The sequence below is a fragment of the Bacteroides propionicigenes genome (assembly GCF_018390535.1).
GTDB lineage: Bacteria > Bacteroidota > Bacteroidia > Bacteroidales > Bacteroidaceae > Bacteroides > Bacteroides propionicigenes.
This window is the reverse complement of the sequence record NZ_JAHBBW010000019.1, coordinates 1-20,756: the sequence shown is the minus strand read 5'-3', so window position 1 is coordinate 20,756 and position 20,756 is coordinate 1. Positions and strand designations below refer to the sequence as shown.

At 42.1% G+C, this 20,756-nt stretch carries 13 protein-coding genes and 1 CRISPR repeat array; of the genes, 9 read left to right on the top strand and 4 right to left on the bottom strand.

All coding sequences use genetic code 11. From position 1 onward, the window contains the following. Window positions 1-150 precede the first annotated feature (150 nt). Window positions 151-1,365, top strand: a complete 1,215-nt coding sequence (locus tag KG118_RS16630) for an MFS transporter (protein ID WP_117712358.1) — start codon at window positions 151-153, stop codon at window positions 1,363-1,365. 445 nt (window positions 1,366-1,810) lie between these two features. Here the strand turns inward: KG118_RS16630 and ald are convergent, their stop codons facing one another. After that, window positions 1,811-2,920: an alanine dehydrogenase gene (gene ald / locus KG118_RS16625; RefSeq protein WP_117712360.1), complete on the bottom strand. Its 1,110-nt coding sequence runs from the start codon at window positions 2,918-2,920 to the stop codon at window positions 1,811-1,813. 187 nt (window positions 2,921-3,107) lie between these two features. Between ald and KG118_RS16620 the strand changes: the two genes are divergently transcribed. The 3 genes from KG118_RS16620 (at window position 3,108) to KG118_RS16610 (ending at window position 8,324) form a co-directional block, all read left to right on the top strand. Continuing rightward, window positions 3,108-4,811 carry a M23 family metallopeptidase gene (locus tag KG118_RS16620; protein ID WP_117712361.1) on the top strand — a complete coding sequence of 568 codons (1,704 nt, stop codon included), beginning with the start codon at window positions 3,108-3,110 and terminating at the stop codon, window positions 4,809-4,811. A 51-nt stretch (window positions 4,812-4,862) separates the two neighbouring features. After that, window positions 4,863-6,500 carry a C69 family dipeptidase gene (locus KG118_RS16615; RefSeq protein WP_117712363.1) on the top strand — a complete coding sequence of 546 codons (1,638 nt, stop codon included), beginning with the start codon at window positions 4,863-4,865 and terminating at the stop codon, window positions 6,498-6,500. An 81-nt stretch (window positions 6,501-6,581) separates the two neighbouring features. After that, window positions 6,582-8,324, top strand: coding sequence for a phospho-sugar mutase (locus KG118_RS16610; protein WP_117712364.1), 1,743 nt, complete (start codon window positions 6,582-6,584; stop codon window positions 8,322-8,324). 65 nt (window positions 8,325-8,389) lie between these two features. On the opposite strand, the gene KG118_RS16605 is transcribed toward KG118_RS16610, so the two are convergent. The 3 genes from KG118_RS16605 to KG118_RS16595 form a co-directional block, all read right to left on the bottom strand. After that, window positions 8,390-9,031: a DUF4858 domain-containing protein gene (locus tag KG118_RS16605; protein ID WP_117712366.1), complete on the bottom strand. Its 642-nt coding sequence runs from the start codon at window positions 9,029-9,031 to the stop codon at window positions 8,390-8,392. 367 nt (window positions 9,032-9,398) lie between these two features. Continuing rightward, window positions 9,399-10,205 carry an NAD(+) diphosphatase gene (gene nudC / locus KG118_RS16600; RefSeq protein ID WP_117712368.1) on the bottom strand — a complete coding sequence of 269 codons (807 nt, stop codon included), beginning with the start codon at window positions 10,203-10,205 and terminating at the stop codon, window positions 9,399-9,401. A gap of 8 nt (window positions 10,206-10,213) precedes the next feature. After that, window positions 10,214-10,852, bottom strand: coding sequence for an HU family DNA-binding protein (locus KG118_RS16595; RefSeq protein ID WP_117712370.1), 639 nt, complete (start codon window positions 10,850-10,852; stop codon window positions 10,214-10,216). A gap of 424 nt (window positions 10,853-11,276) precedes the next feature. Between KG118_RS16595 and cas9 the strand changes: the two genes are divergently transcribed. The 5 genes from cas9 (at window position 11,277) to KG118_RS16570 (ending at window position 20,607) form a co-directional block, all read left to right on the top strand. After that, window positions 11,277-15,806 (top strand): type II CRISPR RNA-guided endonuclease Cas9, encoded by a 4,530-nt coding sequence (cas9, locus tag KG118_RS16590; protein ID WP_117712374.1) that lies wholly within the window; start codon window positions 11,277-11,279, stop codon window positions 15,804-15,806. Continuing rightward, complete coding sequence (locus tag KG118_RS16585) at window positions 15,799-16,656, top strand: BRO family protein (RefSeq protein WP_117712376.1); 858 nt, start codon at window positions 15,799-15,801, stop codon at window positions 16,654-16,656. Before cas9 ends, KG118_RS16585 begins: the two co-directional genes overlap by 8 nt. 23 nt (window positions 16,657-16,679) lie before the next feature. Next, window positions 16,680-17,612 carry a type II CRISPR-associated endonuclease Cas1 gene (gene cas1 / locus KG118_RS16580; RefSeq protein WP_117712377.1) on the top strand — a complete coding sequence of 311 codons (933 nt, stop codon included), beginning with the start codon at window positions 16,680-16,682 and terminating at the stop codon, window positions 17,610-17,612. Beyond that, window positions 17,612-17,944 (top strand): CRISPR-associated endonuclease Cas2, encoded by a 333-nt coding sequence (gene cas2, locus KG118_RS16575; protein WP_117712379.1) that lies wholly within the window; start codon window positions 17,612-17,614, stop codon window positions 17,942-17,944. The genes cas1 and cas2 overlap by 1 nt, the downstream gene beginning before the upstream one ends. Before the next feature lie 107 nt (window positions 17,945-18,051). Continuing rightward, a CRISPR array of direct repeats spans window positions 18,052-18,943; the repeat unit is 47 nt; unit sequence GCTGTTTCCAATGGTTCAAAGATACTAAAATGAAAGCAAATCACAAC. 440 nt (window positions 18,944-19,383) lie between these two features. After that, a complete protein-coding gene (locus KG118_RS16570) occupies window positions 19,384-20,607 on the top strand; it encodes a site-specific integrase (protein ID WP_008766703.1) in 1,224 nt (407 codons plus the stop codon). Window positions 20,608-20,756: the final 149 nt, after the last annotated feature.

The following is a 20,756-nucleotide window of genomic DNA, read 5'->3' as shown; positions in this document are numbered from 1 at the left end:
CGCCGTTTTACATTATTTGGCGTTTATTAAAAGGGCGGGGGAGGCGTGTTAATTAGGAGTTGGAGGAGTTAAAGGAGTTATCACTTCCCCTGTTCGAACATTCTGTTGCATCGCTTGTTTTCCTTCAACTAACTAACCCACTTTTGAATTATGAAAATTAATACCGGACAAGGAACCATTCCTCTTATTACGCTTATAGGCATTTGGTCTGTTTCTGCACTGACTTCATTGCCGGGCTTGGCTGTTTCGCCTATTTTGGGAGAACTTTCCACTATTTTTCCCCATGCCACAGAGTTGGATATACAAATGTTGACTTCTTTACCTTCCTTGCTTATTATTCCTTTTGTATTATTGGCAGGTAAGTTGGCGGAGAAACGAGATTTTATCCGTTTACTGAGGGTAGGGCTTTGGCTGTTTGCTGCAAGCGGAGTTCTTTATTTGTTTTCTTCCAAGATGTGGCAGCTGATGGCTGTCAGCGCTTTGCTCGGTATCGGATCAGGATTGATTATTCCGCTTTCTACGGGATTGATTTCCCGGTATTTTACAGGGGAGTATCGTGTCAGGCAGTTTGGATATAGTTCTGCCATAACCAATATGACGCTGGTGGTGGCTACGGCTGTAACGGGTTATCTGGCGGAAGTACACTGGCGTTTGCCTTTTGTTGTATATCTGTTACCGTTGGTTTCTTTGGTTCTTTCGGCTTATTTAAAGAAGGATACGGCTTCGGTAACAATCAGGCAGGCATCGGCTACTGTTTCTTCCATAAAGTCCGTACCTGTTATTTCCGGTAAATACGGTATACACGTACGCCATCTTGTCCAGCTAATGTTGTTCTACGGACTGGTTACGTACATAGTTCTTGTGGTTACTTTTAATTTACCTTTCTTAATGGAAGCACATCACTTTTCAAGCGGTAATTCAGGGCTGATGATTTCTCTGTTCTTCCTTGCCATTATGGCTCCGGGATTTATGTTGGATAGTGTAGTGAAGCTTTTGGGGAATAAGACCAAACTTTATAGCCTCTTGGCTATTGCTGCAGGATTGCTGTTGATGTGGATTTCTCCTACGGAATGGCTCATTGTACCGGGATGTATTTTAGTCGGCTTGGGATATGGCATCATTCAACCTTTGATTTATGATAAGACAGTTGATACTGCCATCCCTCAGAAAACGACACTTGCCCTTGCTTTTGTAATGGTGATGAATTATCTTGGCATACTGTTGTCTCCTTTCATCACAGACTTTTTCCAATGGGTATTCCACACCAATTCCCAAGAGTTTCCGTTTGTTTTCAATTTGTGCATCACGGCATTAGCTATGTATTGGGCGTATGCGAAGAAAGAAGAATTTTTGTTTAATGATTGAGATAGTGGATAGAAAGTTACATTCAGATTTAAAGTTGTATTCGGATTTAAAGTTGCATTTGCATTTAAAGTTGTATTTACATTTAAAGTAGCATTTGCATTTAAAGTTGTATTTATTTTGAGACTACATTTAGGTTACTAAAGCCTGAAAGGCTTTAATCTCCAAGCCCTGGGCAACGCCCAGGGTCTGAAAAGGCCTTCTACCTCTTTTCGCCCTGTAAGGGCAGAAGACTTGTCTATCTTTCTTCTGCCCTTACAGGGCGCAATGTTAATCAAATATATATATATACCCGGGGTGTTACCCCGGGCTTGGAGATAGAAGGCTTTCAGCCTTGGGTTGCGCTGTTATGTTGAGTCATAACTCACCATTCATAAATTGTGAATTATAAATTATGAATTATAAATTGTGAATTATGAATTATGAATTATGAATTATGAATTATGGATTATGAATGAGGTATTTCCTCATACCTCATTCCGAACACATCTGCCACCGCCTTATATGTTACTTTCCCCTCTACCACATTCAGTCCCAAAGCCAATGCCGGATCATCTTTACAAGCCTGTTTCCAACCTTTGCAAGCCAATGCTACCGTATAAGGTAGTGTTGCATTAGTCAGCGCCATGGTAGAAGTAAATGGTACAGCACCGGGAATATTGGCTACTGCATAGTGCACAATACCGTCTATAACATACGTCGGTTCGCTGTGGGTAGTGGGATGAGACGTTTCGAAACAACCGCCTTGGTCAATGGCGACATCCACAAGCACAGTTCCGGGTTTCATCATTTTCAGCATATCCCTTGTGATGAGGTGAGGCGCCTTATCGCCGGGGATGAGTACGGAACCTATTACCAAATCTATGGTAGGCAGTTCCATTTTGATATTGTGGAGCGAAGAATAAAGCGTTTTTACATTCTTGGGCAATACCTCGCTGAGATAGCGCAGGCGTGGCAGGTTGACATCCGTAATCATTACTTCGGCACCCATTCCCGCGGCCATTTGTGCGGCATTGGTACCGACTACGCCACCACCTAAAATGAGTACGCGTGCGGGGCGGACACCCGGTACGCCCCCCATCAGCTTTCCTTTTCCACCTTGCGGTTTTTCCAGAAAACGGGCTCCTACTTGGGTAGCCATGCGTCCTGCCACTTCGCTCATAGGAGTAAGCAATGGCAAGGAATGGTCTTCTTTCTCCACGGTTTCATAAGCGATACATACAGCACCGCTTTCAATCATGGCTTCGGTCAGTAATTTATCGGCTGCAAAGTGGAAATACGTGAATACCACTTGTCCCTTCTTAATCAGTTTGTACTCCGGTGCAATAGGCTCCTTCACCTTGACAATCATGTCGGCTATGGCATAAACGTCTTCAATGGCAGGCAGGATTTGTGCACCTACGGCGATGTAGTCATCGTCAGAGAACCCGCTGTTTGCGCCGGCAGTAGCCTGCACATACACCGTATGACCTTTTTTCACCAACTCGGCTACTCCGGCAGGGGTCATTCCTACACGGTTCTCGTTGTTTTTGATTTCTTTGGGTACTCCGATAATCATAATGTCATCTGTTAATGGTTAAACATGCTGCAAGATAGCGATTTCTCTGTCTCATTGTCATTCAGTATCAGGTGTTTTACAACAGAAAATACCTGATTATTTATAGGGTAAGACGGTAGGATTATGCTTTTTTGTTTAGGCGGAGAAAACTATTCTTTTTATATTTGCATTCATTAAAAAATAAGATATGATTTGTAAGAATATAAAACACTCTATATTTCTCTCTGTTTTGTTTTTCGTTGGCAGCGCACAAGGCGGGTATGCACAAGATGCGCCCGATATGGAAGCTGTACCGGAAATGCAGACAGCATCTTTTATTCCCCCTTTTGATTTCCCTATCGTTTTCTCCGGTAATTTCGGTGAGATACGCGCCAACCATTTTCATGGCGGACTGGACTTCAAGACCGGCGGGGCTATTGGTAAGCCGGTGCGTGCTTTGGCAGACGGATATATCTCACGCATCCGTGTGACGCACGGTTCGGGCTATGTGCTCGATGTGGATTATGACAACGGCTATTCCACTATCAACCGCCACCTCAGCGCATTTGTAGGCGATATAGCCCGGAGGGTGAAAGATTTGCAATATGAAAAGGAGAGCTGGGAAGTGGAGATTGCTCCCGAACAGGGAGAATATCCGGTAAAGGCGGGGCAGGTGATAGCCCTTAGCGGCAATACGGGCTACTCTTTCGGTCCTCACCTGCATCTGGATATGATTGAGTCGGCAACAGGAGACTATGTTGACCCGCTGCCTTTCTTTATGAAGAAAGTGAAAGACAATACCGCCCCTCATGCCGAAGGCATCATCTTGTTTCCGCAGCCGGGCAAAGGTGTAGTAAACGGAAAACAGATACATCAGACCTTCCCTGCAAATCCCGTAAAACCTATCACAGCTTGGGGACTGATAGGTGCGGGAATTCGTGCCTATGACCACATGGACGGAGTAGGCAACCGTTACGGTGTGCATACCGTGATTCTCGAAGTGGACGGTGAGGAAGTGTTTCGCAGTGTGGTAGACCGTTTTGCCTACGAGGAAAACCGCTATATCAATTCATGGACGCATGGTCAGTATATGAAGTCATTCATCGAACCGGGCAACCGTCTGCGTATGTTGCACGCTTCCAATGGCAATCGAGGACTGATAGAAATCAACGAAGAACGTCCTTATCGTTTTGTGTACACTTTAAGCGATGTGTTAGGCAACACCTCGAAAGTCCGTTTTACCGTACAGGGGAAGAAAACCGACATCCGTCCCGTGGAACATCGTGAAAAGTATGCTTTCAAATGGGATAAGACCAATTATCTTCAAGAACCCGGTTTGGAACTGGTTGTACCGCGCGGAATGCTGTACGATGATGTTTGGCTGGACTATTCCGTGCGTGCCGATAGCGGGGATGTGGCTTTCACTTACCGGTTGAATAATACACGTATTCCCTTGCACGGAGCCTGCGAAATGCGTATCGGCTTGCGTCGCGACCGACTGGAAGATAAATCGAAATATTACGTTGCCGGTGTTACGGCACGGGGCGGAAAGTATAGCATAGGGGGTACTTATAAGGACGGCTTTATGAAAGTCCGTATCCGCGATTTGGCTACTTATACGGTGGCTGTCGATACCGTACCGCCGGAGATTACTCCGCTCAACCCTCAGCAGTGGGGGCGTACGGGACGCATCGTCTTTAAAGTCAAGGACAAGGAGACGGGAATAAACAGCTACCGCGGAACGATAGACGGGAAATATGCTCTGTTCGGCAAGCCCAACTCCATTAGCGGCAATTTGGTTTGCGAACTCGACCCGAAACATATAAAGAAAGGTGGCAAGCATACTGTGGAAATGACCGTAACCGACGGTTGTGGCAATCAAACCACGAAGCAGTTCCATTTTGTATGGTAGCTCTTCATTTATAGCAAAGCATTATTAAATAAACTATATAATAACAGAAGTATGAAAAGATTAACTTTCTCCGTCATGTTAGTGGTGGCAGCTGTGGCAAACGCATTTGCTTGTACCAACCTCATTGTGGGTAAGAACGCCTCTACGGACGGTTCTACAATTGTTTCCTATTCTGCCGACTCCTATGGATTGTTCGGCGAGTTATATCATTATCCCGCAGGTATGCACAAAAAGGGTACATTGATTGATGTGCACGAGTGGGACACCGGCAAGTATCTCGGCCAGATAGAGCAAGCACGCCAGACCTACAACGTCATCGGCAATATGAACGAATTCCAGCTTACTATCGGTGAGACGACCTTTGGCGGCCGTCCCGAATTGGCAGACACTACCGGTATCATCGATTATGGAAGCCTGATTTACCTCGGCCTGCAACGTTCCCGTACCGCCCGAGAAGCCATCAAAGTGATGACGGAACTCGTACAGGAATACGGCTATTACAGCGGCGGCGAGTCATTCACCATCGCTGACCCCAATGAAATCTGGATTATGGAGATGATAGGCAAAGGTCCCGGTGTGCGCGGCGCCGTATGGGTGGCTGTCCGCGTACCTGATGATTGCATCTCCGCACATGCCAACCAAAGCCGCATCCACCAGTTTGATATGAACGACAAGAACAACTGTATGTATTCTCCCGACGTCATATCCTTTGCCCGTGAGAAAGGCTATTTTGACGGAGTAAACAAAGATTTCAGTTTTGCGAATGCCTATGCGCCTCTCGACTTTGGCGCTCGTCGTTATTGCGAAGCCCGCGTATGGAGCTACTTTAATATGTTTACCGCCCGTGGCAACGAGTTCTTGCCTTATATACAGGGAGATACCGACACCCCGATGCCGCTTTTCGTGAAGCCCAACCGTAAAATCTCCGTACAAGATGTAAAGAATGCCATGCGCGACCATTACGAAGGTACTCCTCTCGACATCAGTAAGGATTTTGGTGCAGGACCGTATCATACTCCCTACCGTCTTTCTCCTCTTTCATTCAAAGTAGGCGATAAGGAATACTTCAACGAGCGTCCCATTTCTACACAGCAGAGCGGTTTTGTGTTTGTGGCGCAGATGCGTTCCACTTTGCCCGATGCTATCGGCGGTGTATTGTGGTTCGGTACGGATGATGCCAACATGACGGTATTCACTCCCGTATACTGTTGTACGGATAAAGTGCCCGTATGCTATTCGCGCGTAGACGGTGCGGACTACATCACTTTCTCATGGAACTCTTCTTTCTGGATTTTCAACTGGGTTTCCAATATGGTATATCCTCGTTACGACCTTATGATTGGTGATGTACGTGCCACGCAGAACGAACTCGAAACCACTTTCAACGATGCGCAGGAAGGCATTGAATCCGTTGCCGCCAAACTTCTGGAGAAAGACCCGGCTAAAGCGAAAGCATTCTTGACAAACTATACCAATATGACGGCACAAAGCACTTTCGACACATGGAAGCGGCTGGGGGAATTCATTATTGTGAAATATAATGACGGTGTTGTCCGTAAAATGAAAGACGGAAAGTTCGAGCGCAACGCTATCGGCCAGCCTGCCGGCGTGGTTCGTCCGGGTTATCCGAAGGAATTTTTGGAAGAATATGTAAAACAAACGGGCGACCGCTATAAAATGCCTGATTGATTAGGATATTTGAACTTATTCTTTTACATTTGTGACTCAACAAAAAAATGAAGTATTAACCTTTAATATAAAAATAGTCTTATGGAAAATCAAGAACTGATTAAACAGGTAACTGAGAAAGCCGAAAAATGGCTTACCCCGGCTTATGATGCCGAAACTCAGGCTGAAGTGAAAAGAATGTTGGAAAATCCAGATAAGACCGAACTGATAGAATGTTTTTATAAAGACTTGGAATTCGGAACAGGTGGCTTGCGCGGCATCATGGGTGCAGGCAGCAACCGTATGAACATCTATACAGTAGGCGCAGCTACCCAGGGACTGGCAAACTATCTGAACAAATGCTTCAAGGACAAAGAGCAAATTTCCGTAGTAGTGGGTCACGACTGTCGTAACAACAGCCGCAAGTTCGCTGAAATCTCGGCCGATATTTTCTCAGCAAACGGCATCAAGGTTTATCTTTTCGACGATTTGCGTCCTACTCCGGAAGTTTCCTTTGCTATCCGTCACCTCGGTTGCCAAAGCGGTATCAACCTGACTGCAAGTCACAACCCGAAAGAATACAACGGCTACAAAGCCTATTGGGATGACGGTGCACAGGTACTTGCTCCGCACGACACTGCCATTATCGATGAAGTGAACAAAGTAACTGTTGAGGACATCAAGTTCCAAGGCAACAAGGATTTGATTCAGATTATCGGTGAAGACATCGACAAGATATACTTGGATAAAGTTCACACTCTTTCCATTGACCCGGAAGTGATTAAGCGTCAGAAAGACCTCAGCATCGTTTATACTCCGCTTCATGGTGCAGGCAGAACGCTTATTCCCGCTTCTCTGAAAGAATGGGGCTTTGAGAATGTACACTGCGTGCCCGAGCAGATGGTGAAGAGCGGTGACTTCCCGACAGTGATTTCTCCGAACCCTGAAAATGCGGAAGCCCTTTCTATGGCTATCGAACTTGCCAAGAAGATTGATGCGGACATCGTAATGGCAAGTGACCCGGATGCCGACCGCGTAGGTATGGCTTGCAAGGACGATAAAGGCGAATGGGTGCTGATTAACGGTAACCAGACTTGCTTACTCTTCTTATATTATATTATCAAGAACCGTATCGCCACAGGCAAGATGCAGCCTACGGACTTCATTGTGAAGACCATTGTGACTACCGAACTTATCAAGGCCGTTGCCGATAAGAATAAGATTGAAATGCTCGATTGCTACACAGGCTTCAAGTGGATTGCACGTGAAATCCGCCTGCGCGAAGGCAAGCAGCAATATATCGGTGGCGGTGAAGAAAGCTACGGTTTCCTTGCCGAAGATTTCGTTCGCGATAAAGATGCCGTTTCCGCTTGTTCACTGTTGGCAGAAATCTGCGCTTGGGCTAAAGACCAGGGCAAGACGTTGTATGACATCCTGATGGACATCTATGTAGAATATGGTTTCTCTAAGGAAACTACCGTCAATGTAGTGAAGCCGGGCAAGAGCGGTGCAGATGAAATCAAGGCTATGATGGATAATTTCCGTGCCAATCCGCCGAAAGAAATCGGTGGCTCTGCCGTTTCTTTGATTAAGGACTACAAGACTCTGAAAGCTACCGATGCCAAAGGCAACGCAACCGACTTGGATATGCCCGAAACATCCAACGTTCTTCAGTACTTCACAGAAGACGGTACGAAGATTTCTGTTCGTCCTTCAGGTACGGAACCTAAGATTAAGTTCTACATTGAAGTGAAGGGTGAAATGGGATGTTCCAAATGCTACGGCAATGCAAACGCTGAGGCTGAAAAGAAAGTGGAAGCAGTGCGCAAATCACTCGGTATCTAAGAAAGCCTGACTCTTTATATGGAAAGGTGCAAGTGGCGGAAAGCCGCTCGCACCTTTTTTCATATCTAAAAAGCTACTCCCACACTTGTTTCCCACACCCATTCCCAACGTTTGTAGATTATATTGAATCGGCGGTCAATGCCGGTTTTTACCTGTACCTGTCGATTGATGTCATAAGAGAACCCGCTTCCGAAATACAGCGGACTTACTGCTCCCGGCAATATGGCGGACTTACTGCTGCTACTGCTGTATCCTGCGTAAACATGGTAGCCGATTTTTTGAGTTATGTTAAACTTGAAGTCTGTCTTTTGTTGTAAAAGCGTTCTTGCTCTTCTGTCATATGCCGTAGTGGCTGAAATACTGAACCGTTGGATGTTCAGGAAGTATTTATTCCGTAGTGGGGTGTTGTGATATATGCGTGTATTGTTCAGCCGGAATTGGGGCATTGCGTATGTCTGTCGGAAGTCTTCCCGCTCGGGCAAAAGCTCTTTAACGGGTAAAATGGGAATACTGCGTATATGTGCGGGTGTGGAAAATAATAAGTCAATTTCTTGCTTGACAGTAGGATTAATGGGTATATCCGTTTCTCCGTCCAGTATCTTTTTCAGCTTAATGGAGTCTTTTTTTGTCCATATAGTCTGTCCTTGTACCGGAAAGGACAAACCGGCAGATAATATAGCCAGCAATATATATTCCTTTTTAATCATTCCTGTTTGTTGTTGAGCCTTGGTTATAGGTTAGACGCAACATATCACAAAAGGCTGCAGGGAATGACTGTAAAAAAGGTTAAGAGGATAGTCCGCGTAATCCGTTCCTAAAAGGAGTCATTATATGGCTTTTGATGTGCCTCAATTAAGTTTCTTTTATATTCTTTATGCCGATTATCTAATCATTCTCCGTTAAATGCTGTTCTTATATGCGACAGAGGTCAACAGTTAACAGATAGTACTACAGATTGCGGTTGCACGCCGATTGGTTGATGTGAATGAGAGTCGTTTCATTCGTAGTTGTTCGTTTGTGAGCGCGTGTTTTCCGCAATCTGTTTTTTCTTTTCCTCTTCTGAGATTGAACTCTTTAATCGTTATTCTCCAGCCACCAGTCAATCAGTTTGCGTGCAATGCTTAGTTTTCGCGGGATTTCCGGCAGATTGTCTTTGGAATAGAATGCGCCGGAACTGAGTTCATCGGCTTGCAGTTTGATTTCTCCGCTTTCATAGTCGGCAATGAAACCTACCATTAATCCGCTGGGATAGGGCCAGGGCTGACTGCCGAAATACGTGATGTTCTTCACCTTTAGCCCCGTTTCTTCCATAACTTCCCGTTCTACGCATTGTTCCAGCGTCTCACCCGTTTCGAGAAAACCGGCTACCAGTCCGTGGAAAGTTCCGCGGAAGTTGCGTGCATGTACCAGCAATATCTCTTTGCCTTTCCGTATCAGCACGATGATGGCGGTGGAAACCGGGGGATACATCTCATTGCTGCATTCCGGGCATTTCTTCATGATAGGAGTCTTCTGTTCCATAGGAGTGCCGCATACGGGACAGAAACGGCTGTGCTCGTCCCAATAGAGTATCTGGAATGCTTTTCCTGCTGCTTGGTAATCTGCCAATGGCAGGTAGTCGTAAGAAGCGCGCAAGCCTATCATTACCCATTCTTCGGTTTCGGGCATGGGCTGTTCGAGGGCGAAGGCTTTTATTCTGTTCCCGTTCGTCAGAGCTACCTCATGTATTTTGCATCCTGTTGCGGGGGGGACAGGAGGGTTGGTTCCATATGGTATATTGTATCTGTTTTCTCCGTTGCTTGTGTACTCTTTCTTTAGTAGCAGTTGGTCTTTGAAAAAAGCGAACCACTGTGTGATAGTTGTTTTATCCAAATTTTCCATTGTTTTCTTTATTTGTTTGTATTAGGCATTTTCTCTTGCTGAACATAGACTGTTGACCTTCCCATTCCTCGTCGGCGCAGGAATCCCTGTTGGATGAATTTGTTCAGTTCATCTATGGCTGCATGCCTTGTCAATCCGCTCAGCTGGATGTATTCGTTCTTGTTGATACACACATTTTGTTGGAGAAACAGTGCAAGTCGTTCTTTTCTCATTTCTTCCGTAGCAGCTTTCTCATTCTTTGTTTTTTTTGTGGTGGAGTGGATGCGTTCCAGAATCATGGAATGTTTGATTTTTTTGCGGAAGACACTGCTGATGCGCAGGTTTACATTTTGAAACTGTACAGATTCGGAACGAATTTTCTTTTTCTCGTCGTCTGTTTCCCGCAGGCATTTTAAGGAGGTACTGAAGAACCCGAGTTCTCCCAATTCCACGATGTTTCCGTTAGCTAATAAGTCGCAAAGCTCGTCAATGCAGGCGTCCAATGCTGCCCCTACCATATTTTTCGGCAGATGTTGAAATACGGATATATGTTCCACGAATTCCTTTTTGGTATAAGTCTTTTTGGGACAGATACGTGCATGGAATGATTTTTTGTCTTCTATCCCATCGGGTGAAGGCGTTTCATAAAGGTCGTAATAAGCACTCATAAGATGTTTTGTTTGTTTATAGCGATAAACTGTTTTTGCCGCTTCGAGGGCTTATTTCCGCAGCTAATCGAACTAATATTTATCTTGTTAATAATTAATCGTCCGACAACTGTTGCATTATCGTCCAACAGCTGTCGGACGATAATTAAACAGCTGTTGGACGATAATGCAACAGTTGTCGGACGATTAATTATTGGGAACAAAGATATAGTTTTTAGTAATGCGGAGGGGAGGGGAAGGTGAGAAATTTATAAAATAAAAAATCCCCCGTTGAGGACGAGGGAACCTAATGTTTTCACAACGGAATAATCCTTATTGTGATTTGCTTCATTTTAGTTTGGCAAATGTATAAAATAAATATGAAAAAGCAATGCTTGTATTAATAAAAAAAATAACTTTGAATGATATATAAAAAAATAATATTATGAAAACGATACTGGGACTTGATTTAGGGAGCAATAGCATAGGATGGGCTGTAATAAATTCTGTAATAAAAGAACAGCTCGAACGAATTTGGATAGAAATGGCAGGAAGCAGAATTATTCCGATGGATGCCGCTATATTGGGAGATTTTGACAAAGGAAATTCTATATCACAGACTGCTGAAAGAACCCGTTTCAGAGGGGTACGCCGTCTGCGTGAACGGCAATTGTTACGTCGTGAACGATTACATAAGGTTTTGAAGATTCTTGGTTTTTTGCCGGAACATTATTTAAAAGAAATAGATTTCGAAAAGCATCCCGGAAAGTTTTTGGCAGACAGTGAACCTAAATTACCATGGCTTATGGATGAACGGGGAAAATATACTTTTTTATTTCAAACAGCATTTAATGAGATGTTGGCGGATTTTGCAAAACACCAACCTTCATTAGTGTCCGATGGTAAAAAAGTACCTTATGACTGGACAATTTACTATCTCCGTAAGAAAGCTTTGACGGAAATGATAAGTAAAGAAGAGTTGGCATGGATTCTTTTGAATTTTAATCAGAAACGTGGTTATTACCAGCTTAGAGGAGAAGAAGAGGAAGATAATGCAGGAAAATCTGTTGAATTTTATGCATTAAAAGTTTTGTCGGTGGAAGCGACTGATGAAAAGAAAGGTCGGGATCTGTGGTATAATGTGCACTTAGAGAATGGATGGATATATCGTAGAAGCAGTAATGTTCCATTGGATTGGGAGAACCAGATAAAAGAATTTATTGTAACTACTGACTTGAATCCGGACGGTACTCCCAAGCTTGATAAATATGGTGAGGTGAAGCGTTCTTTCAGAGCTCCTAAAGAGGATGATTGGATGTTGATAAAGAAAAGAACCGAGGCAGACATAGCCAATACTCATAAAACGATTGGAAGTTATATCTATGATACTCTGTTGCAGAATCCACAACAAAAAATAATAGGAAAGCTGGTGAAGACAGTAGAACGAAAGCTTTACAAGGAGGAACTAAACTTGATTTTGCAGAAACAATGTGCTTTTCATGCAGAGTTGCAAGATAGAGATTTATACATGAGATGTATTGAAGCATTATATCCAGGCAATGAAGTGCGGCGGAAAAATATAATTAATAGAGATTTTATTTATCTGTTAATGGATGATGTTTTATTTTATCAAAGACCGTTGAAAACTAAAAAGTCACTGATTTCTAATTGCCCTTACGAGGAAAATGAATATATAAACAGGGAAACTGGTGAAATCAAAAAAGCTCCTTTAAAGTGTATAGCCAAATCACATCCTCTGTTTCAGGAGTTTCGTTTATGGCATTTCCTTTCAAATATTCGGGTATACCAAAAAGAAAAGGAAGTAAATGGAACTTTACATTTAGATGTGGATGTAACAGCGGAGTTCTTGAAAACAGAAGATGATTATGTGGCTTTATTTGATTGGCTGAATTCTCGAAAGGAAGTAGATCAAAAGGCTTTTCTGAGATATCCAAAATTTGGGTTAAAAAAGGAAATCAATAATTATCGTTGGAACTATGTTGAGGATAAGTTATATCCATGTAATGAGACGAGATATGCGATTCTTTCCCGTTTGGAGAAGCTTGGTGTTAGTCTTGATTTTTTATCGGATGAGAAAGAAACAGCCTTGTGGCATATTTTATATTCTGTAAGTGATAAGCTGGAAATAGAGAAAGCTTTGCGGACCTTTGCGGTTAAGAACGGATTAAATGAATCCTTTGTAGAAGTGTTCAAGAAGTTTCCTCCTTTTAAACCTGAATATGGATCGTATTCTGCTAAGGCAATAAAGAAATTGTTGCCTTTGATGAGATGTGGAAGGTATTGGGATGCGTCCTTGATTGACGATGCAACTAAAGACAGAATAGAAAGGATAATGACAGGTGAGTATGACGGGAATATAGCTGCCAAGGTTAGAGAAAAGGCGATAAACTTGTCGGATATATCTTGTTTTAAGAAGCTTCCGCTATGGTTGGCTTGTTATGTTGTGTATAATCGCCATTCTGAAAATAAAGAAATTGCTAAATGGGAGACTCCTGCGGATATTGATGCTTATTTGGCTTCTTTCAAACAACATTCACTGCGCAATCCTATTGTAGAGCAGGTGATAATCGAAACATTGAGGGTTGTTAGAGATATTTGGAAACAGGTTGGGAAGATTGATGAAATTCACATTGAGTTAGGGCGTGAGATGAAAAATCCTGCGGACAAGCGGAAAAGGATGACTGCGCAAATTCAGGAGAATGAAAATGCTAATCTACGTATAAAGGCATTGCTTGCTGAATTTATGAATCCGGAATATGGGGTTGAAAATGTTCGTCCTTATTCGCCAAGTCAGCAAGAAATATTGCGGATTTATGAGGATACGGTTTTGAAAGGGGAAGAACAGATTCCGGAAGATATAGATGTAATATTGAAAAAATTCAATAATAGCAAACTACCGACAAAATCAGAGTTTTTGCGTTATAAATTATGGTTGGAACAGAAGTATCGTTCGCCTTATACCGGTGAGTTGATACCTTTGGGAAAATTGTTTACGGCTGCGTATGAGATAGAACATATAATTCCTCAATCTCGTTATTTTGATGATTCTTTTTCTAACAAGGTGATATGTGAATCTGCTGTGAATAAATTGAAAGATAATCAATTGGGGTATGAGTTTATCAAGAATCATCACGGGCAGAAAGTTGAAGTGGGTTTTGGAAAAACGGTAGAAATTCTTTCTGTGGATAGCTACGAATGTTTTGTAAAAGAACAATATGCTAAATCGGGCGTGAAAATGAAGAAATTGTTGATGGATGATATTCCCGAGCAATTTATTGAGCGCCAATTGAACGATAGCCGGTATATCAGCAAGGTTGTTAAAGGGCTTTTGTCGAATATTGTTCGTGAAAAGAATGATAGCGGTGAATATGAGCCGGAGGCTGTTTCAAAAAATATATTAGTTTGCACGGGAAGCGTGACGGACAGGCTGAAAAAGGATTGGGGGATGAATGATGTTTGGAACAGTATTGTATATCCTCGTTTTGAACGTTTAAACGCTTTGACTGGAACACAGTGCTTTGGACATTGGGAGAATAAAGATGGAAAAAAAGTTTTTCAGACGGAATTGCCCCTTGAATATCAGAAAGGGTTTAGTAAGAAACGTATTGACCATAGGCATCATGCCATGGATGCAATAGTGATAGCTTGCGCTACGCGGAATCATGTGAACTATTTGAGCAATGAGTCTGCAAGCCGTAATGCCAAAATCTCCCGTTATGATTTGCAGAGATTGTTGTGTGATAAGAGCAGAGTAGATGGTACTGGTAATTATAGATGGATTATAAAGAAACCATGGAATACTTTTACACAAGATGCAAGGGAGGCATTGGATAAAATAGTGATTAGCTCGAAGCAGAATTTGCGTATAATAAATAAAACAACTAATATTTATCAACATTTTGATACAGAAGGAAATCGTGTTTATAAGAAACAGGAAACCGGTGATAGTTGGGCTATTCGTAAACCGATGCATAAAGATACGGTTTTTGGAACAGTGAATTTACGAAAAGTAAAAAGTGTACGATTGTCTGTGGCTTTGGATACTCCTACCATGATTGTTGATAAGAGAGTGAAAGGCAAGGTTCTTGAATTGTTATCATATAAATATGATAAGAAGAAAATTGAAAAATATTTCAAAGAGAATGTTTTCTTTTGGAAGGATTTGGATATAGCTAAAGTTGCAGTCTATTATTTTACAGAAAATACTTCTGAACCTTTGGTTGCGGTGCGTAAACCACTTGATTCTACTTTCAATGAGAAGAAAATAAAAGAATCGGTAACGGATACTGGCATACAGAAAATTCTTTTGAATCATTTATCTGCAAAAGAAGGAAAGGCGGATTTGGCTTTTTCTGCAGAAGGAATAGAAGAAATGAATCGTAATATTTTACAGTTGAATGATGGAAAAGAACATCAGCCAATATATAAAGTGAGAGTGTATGAACCACGTGGAAATAAATTTAGAGTTGGTGCATTTGGTAATAAAGGGACTAAATGGGTGGAAGCCGCTAAGGGTACTAATTTGTTCTTTGCTATTTATGCAACAGAAGATGGAAAAAGGACGTATGAGACTGTCCCCTTAAATTTGGTTATAGAACGTGAGAAACAAGGGCTTATTCCTGTTCCGGATAGAAACGAAAAAGGGGATAAACTGTTGTTTTGGTTATCTCCTAATGATTTGGTGTATCTGCCAACTGAAGAAGAACGGGAATTTGGTAGGATAAATGAGCCGATAGATAGGGGGCGGGTTTATAAAATGGTAAGTTGTACTGGGAATGAGGGACATTTTATTCCTGTAAATGTGGCTAATCCAATATTGCCGACTATTGAATTAGGAAGTAATAATAAGGCCCAGAGAGCATGGAATAATGAAATGGTAAAAGATATTTGTATCCCAGTAAAAGTTGATAGATTGGGTCGTATTATAGAAGTTAAGTATAAAGCAAATGAATAATATAAAGTTATTTCAAGAAAAGAAAATCCGTTCCATGTGGAACGAAGAAGAGCAGCAATGGTACTTTTCTGTTGTTGATGTAGTTGGTGTATTGACTGATAGCGTGAATCCTACGGACTATCTGAAGAAGATGAGAAAACGGGATGAAGAACTGGCTACTTACCTGGGGACAAATTGTCCCCAGGTAGAAATGCTGACAGATACAGGAAAAAAAAGAAAAACTTTGGCGGCAAATGTACAGGCTTTATTCCGTATCATTCAATCCATCTCCTCTCCTAAAGCTGAACCTTTTAAACTTTGGCTGGCACAGGTGGGGTATGAGCGTGTGCAGGAAATTGAAAATCCGGAATTGGCTCAGGAACGCATGAAAGAACTTTATGAGCAGAAGGGTTATCCAAAGGATTGGATTGATAAACGTCTGAGAGGAATTGCCATTCGTCAGAATTTGACGGATGAGTGGAAAGAAAGGGGAATCACGGAAAAAAGTGATTATGCCATTCTTACGGCAGAAATATCTAAGGCAACGTTTGGATTAAGCCCTTCGGATTATAAAATATATAAAGGACTGACAAAGAAGAATCAGAATCTTCGTGACCATATGTCCGATTTGGAATTGATATTCACGATGCTTGGCGAGCGTGTCACTACGGAAATCTCTCAGAAAGAGAAACCGGATACATTTACTAAAAGTAAGCAAGTTGCACAGCGTGGTGGAAATGTTGCCGGAGTAGCACGTGAACAGGCTGAAAAAGAGCTGGGTAGAGGTATTATTTCTTCCGACAATTTTTTGTTGGATTCAGATAAGCAAGATGATACCTTAAAACTTCCTTTTGAGGAAAATGATGAATGAATAATTTGTAAAATCTGTATACTATGATTAAGAAAACGCTTTATTTCGGAAATCCTGTTTATCTCTCTTTGAAAAATGCTCAGTTGGTGATTAAATTGCCGGAGGTCGTAAAAAGCTGTGCCTTGCCCGAAGGGTTCAAGCAAGTGTCTGAGGTGACTAAGCCAATAGAGGATATTGGGATAGTGGTATTGGATAATAAACAGATAACTGTTACTTCGGGAGTGTTGGAGGCTTTACTTGAAAATAATTGTGCAGTCATAACTTGTGACTCTAAAAGTATGCCGGTTGGTCTGATGCTTCCTTTGTATGGAAATACTACACAAAATGAGAGGTTTCGACAGCAACTTGGCGCTTCTCTGCCATTGATGAAACAACTTTGGCAGCAAACGATAAAGGCTAAAATAGAAAATCAGGCGGCGGTATTGAGTAAATGTACTGGAGAGGAAATAAAGTGTATGAAGATATGGGCTGCTGATGTGAAAAGTGGAGATCCGGATAACTTGGAGGCTCGTGCAGCTGCTTATTATTGGAAAAATTTGTTCAAAATAAAAGGTTTTACAAGAGATAGAGAAGGTATTCCACCTAATAATCTGTTGAATTATGGGTATGCTATTTTGCGGGCGGTCGTTGCCCGTGGTTTGGTTGCAAGTGGACTTTTACCTACTTTGGGAATACATCATCATAATCGTTATAATGCTTATTGTTTGGCGGATGATATGATGGAGCCTTATCGCCCCTATGTGGATAGGTTGGTATATGATATGATTAAAGGAGAAGAAATAAATTGTATTGGATTGACAAAAGAATTGAAAGCACAGCTGCTTACTATTCCTACGTTGGATACTATTATTTCGGGAAAACGTAGTCCGTTAATGGTGGCTGTTGGGCAGACTACGGCTTCTCTATATAAATGTTTTAGCGGTGAGTTGCGCAGAATATCTTATCCGGAGATGTAATGGAACGGTTTAGTGAATATCGGATTATGTGGGTACTTGTATTGTTTGATTTGCCAACCGAAACAAAAAAAGATAAAAAGGCATATGCGGACTTTAGAAAAAATCTGCAAAAGGATGGATTTACGATGTTTCAATTTTCTATATATGTTCGCCATTGCGCAAGTAGTGAGAATGCGGAGGTACATATAAAAAGAGTTAAGTCTATTTTGCCTGAGCACGGAAGTATTGGAATAATGTGTATTACAGATAAACAATTTGGAAATATAGAACTTTTTTATGGGAAAAAAACAGTAGATGTGAATACTCCCGGGCAGCAGTTAGAACTATTCTGAAAAGAAAATCCCGCTATGTAGCGGGATTTCTTTCTTGGAAACTATATCTTTTTTAAATTCTAATGTTTAATATAACTGTATGTATATTAGTTTGTTACTGATGTTCGGCTGTTTCCAATGGTTCAAAGATACTAAAATGAAAGCAAATCACAACGGAAAGTTCACGAGAAAAAGTATATGCGCAGCTGTTTCCAATGGTTCAAAGATACTAAAATGAAAGCAAATCACAACCTTGCCAGTTGTCCACCTAATCTGATTACTGCTGTTTCCAATGGTTCAAAGATACTAAAATGAAAGCAAATCACAACCCTGTTTGTTTTCTGATTCTCTCTAAACAGCTGTTTCCAATGGTTCAAAGATACTAAAATGAAAGCAAATCACAACAGCTTCCGAACAATGGTCCGATGGTTGGATGCTGTTTCCAATGGTTCAAAGATACTAAAATGAAAGCAAATCACAACTCTATTTTTAATATTTTTCAATTTGAAGGCGCTGTTTCCAATGGTTCAAAGATACTAAAATGAAAGCAAATCACAACCTCCATGGACGTATGTATATTTGTCTTCTTGCTGTTTCCAATGGTTCAAAGATACTAAAATGAAAGCAAATCACAACTCTTTTTCTTCTCTTAATTTTCGATTTATTGCTGTTTCCAATGGTTCAAAGATACTAAAATGAAAGCAAATCACAACTAGTATTCTGTTAGATTTTTAATTGTTGGCGCTGTTTCCAATGGTTCAAAGATACTAAAATGAAAGCAAATCACAACTCTTAATTTTACCGAAATTATTGATTGTTGGCTGTTTCCAATGGTTCAAAGATACTAAAATGAAAGCAAATCACAACAATCTGCGAAGTAGTTTCCGATAATTGCAGCTGTTTCCAATGGTTCAAAGATACTAAAATGAAAGCAAATCACAACGAGAAATGATTAACAACCTCAACTCGGTTCGCTGTTTCCAATGGTTCAAAGATACTAAAATGAAAGCAAATCACAACCTCATCTGCCGGGTCGTTATCTTATACTGGCTGTTTCCAATGGTTCAAAGATACGGAAACTCGCTCACATACGGATGGATTTCGCAGGAATAATGCAAACTATTGGAATAAAAGGGAGATATGTAGGTTTTACCTATATTCGTCCATTATATGGTTTTGCCCCGTTTTGGAGGAGTTAGGAAAATAAATTGCTACTTATCCGTTGCCTGTTCAAGGTCGAAAACAATATTGGAAAAAGGTCTATGCACTGCCACTGACATCACCGTAAAGAACGCTGTTTCACTCATATTTTGCGAGTACAAAGTTAATGCTTTTTTCGCTAAAGGGAAAAAATACGGGTTCTGAATGTTACGCATGGAGCTTCTTTCCATATTCCGCTATATTCGTCATGCCGTTCATTTGCTCGATATCCGGTAATTTTGCAAACAAAGTAAAAGGTTATGGAACAAGCGAATGTAAAGGTGTCGTTCTACCTCAAAAAGAGCGAGGCGGATGCCGATGGTATGTGTCCTGTAATGGCAAGGCTGAACATCGGCAAGTATTCTGAAGCGGCTTTCAGCCTGAAACTCCGTGTGCCGCAGGCAATATGGAGTTCGGGGCGTGCTTCAGGCAAAAGTGTGAAGGCGAAGGAAATCAACAATCGGCTGGATGAAATCCGTGCGATGGCATTGGGAATCTATGCTGAACTGTCGGTTGTTCGTGACAGTGTGACTGCGGATGATGTCAAAAGTCTGCTGTTGGGTATGGCTGGTGAACAGACAACGTTATTGAGCTACTTCCGCACGTTTATTGAGAACTTCGCGAAGCGCGTGGGTGTAAACCGGACCGAAGGCAGTTTGAGAAGCTATCGGAACGCCTACAACCATGTGGAAAGGTTCATGCGGGAAAAGTACAACTTGTCGGATATCCCGTTTTCGGCATTGACCCTCTCCTTCATACAGGATTACGATTCGCACCTTCGGACAGATTGTCGCCTCTCTCCGGGAACGATTATCAACCTGACCGTGCAGTTGAAAATCATCGTTGGTGAAGCCGTAGCGGACGGCATCATCACCACCTACCCGTTTACCGGCTATGAACCCGTGCGCCCGAAACAGAAACGGAGGTATCTCACATCCGAGGAACTGCAACGGCTTATGACCATGCCTCTTCACAGACCGAACCTTTATCTCACACGGGATTTGTTCCTCTTCTCATGCTACACCGGCATCCCGTACAGTGATATGCGGCTTCTGTCGAAAGAGCATCTGTCACTTGCCGATGACGGCACATGGTGGATCAGAAGCTCGCGCCGGAAAACCGGAGTCGAGTTTGAAATCCCCCTGCTGGACCTGCCGTTACATATCATGGAGAAATACAGGGACACAGCGCCGGACGGGAAACTGCTACCCATGTATTCCAACAGCACGATGAACCTTAACTTAAAACGTATCGCAAAACTCTGTGACATAGACTGTCCGCTGGTTTTTCATGCCGGCCGCCATACCTATGCGACCGAAATCACGCTCGGACATGGGGTTCCGCTTGAAACGGTCAGCAAGATGTTGGGACACGCCCGGATTGAGACGACCCAAATCTATGCCAAAGTGACTGACGACAAGATAAATGCCGACACCCGTGTGCTGAACGAGAGGATAGCGGAACGCTTCTCCGTGGTTATTTGACAAACGACTAAAACGCAATAAGATGAAAAACCTTAATTCCGCAACACTATTATAAAATATTTTTTTTAAGTACCTGAGCAACAAAAAGTTGCTCAGGATTTTGCCATGTCAGAGGATTCACTTAACTTAGTGTTGCAAAAAAATAATCA

Bases quoted from the DNA above. Each gene is read 5' to 3' on its own strand.
- KG118_RS16630 (WP_117712358.1), top strand. From the start codon at position 151: ATGAAAATTAATACCGGACAAGGAACCATTCCTCTTATTACGCTTATA.
- ald (WP_117712360.1), bottom strand. From the start codon at position 2,920: ATGATTATCGGAGTACCCAAAGAAATCAAAAACAACGAGAACCGTGTA.
- KG118_RS16620 (WP_117712361.1), top strand. From the start codon at position 3,108: ATGATTTGTAAGAATATAAAACACTCTATATTTCTCTCTGTTTTGTTT.
- KG118_RS16615 (WP_117712363.1), top strand. From the start codon at position 4,863: ATGAAAAGATTAACTTTCTCCGTCATGTTAGTGGTGGCAGCTGTGGCA.
- KG118_RS16610 (WP_117712364.1), top strand. From the start codon at position 6,582: ATGGAAAATCAAGAACTGATTAAACAGGTAACTGAGAAAGCCGAAAAA.
- KG118_RS16605 (WP_117712366.1), bottom strand. From the start codon at position 9,031: ATGATTAAAAAGGAATATATATTGCTGGCTATATTATCTGCCGGTTTG.
- nudC (WP_117712368.1), bottom strand. From the start codon at position 10,205: ATGGAAAATTTGGATAAAACAACTATCACACAGTGGTTCGCTTTTTTC.
- KG118_RS16595 (WP_117712370.1), bottom strand. From the start codon at position 10,852: ATGAGTGCTTATTACGACCTTTATGAAACGCCTTCACCCGATGGGATA.
- cas9 (WP_117712374.1), top strand. From the start codon at position 11,277: ATGAAAACGATACTGGGACTTGATTTAGGGAGCAATAGCATAGGATGG.
- KG118_RS16585 (WP_117712376.1), top strand. From the start codon at position 15,799: ATGAATAATATAAAGTTATTTCAAGAAAAGAAAATCCGTTCCATGTGG.
- cas1 (WP_117712377.1), top strand. From the start codon at position 16,680: ATGATTAAGAAAACGCTTTATTTCGGAAATCCTGTTTATCTCTCTTTG.
- cas2 (WP_117712379.1), top strand. From the start codon at position 17,612: ATGGAACGGTTTAGTGAATATCGGATTATGTGGGTACTTGTATTGTTT.
- KG118_RS16570 (WP_008766703.1), top strand. From the start codon at position 19,384: ATGGAACAAGCGAATGTAAAGGTGTCGTTCTACCTCAAAAAGAGCGAG.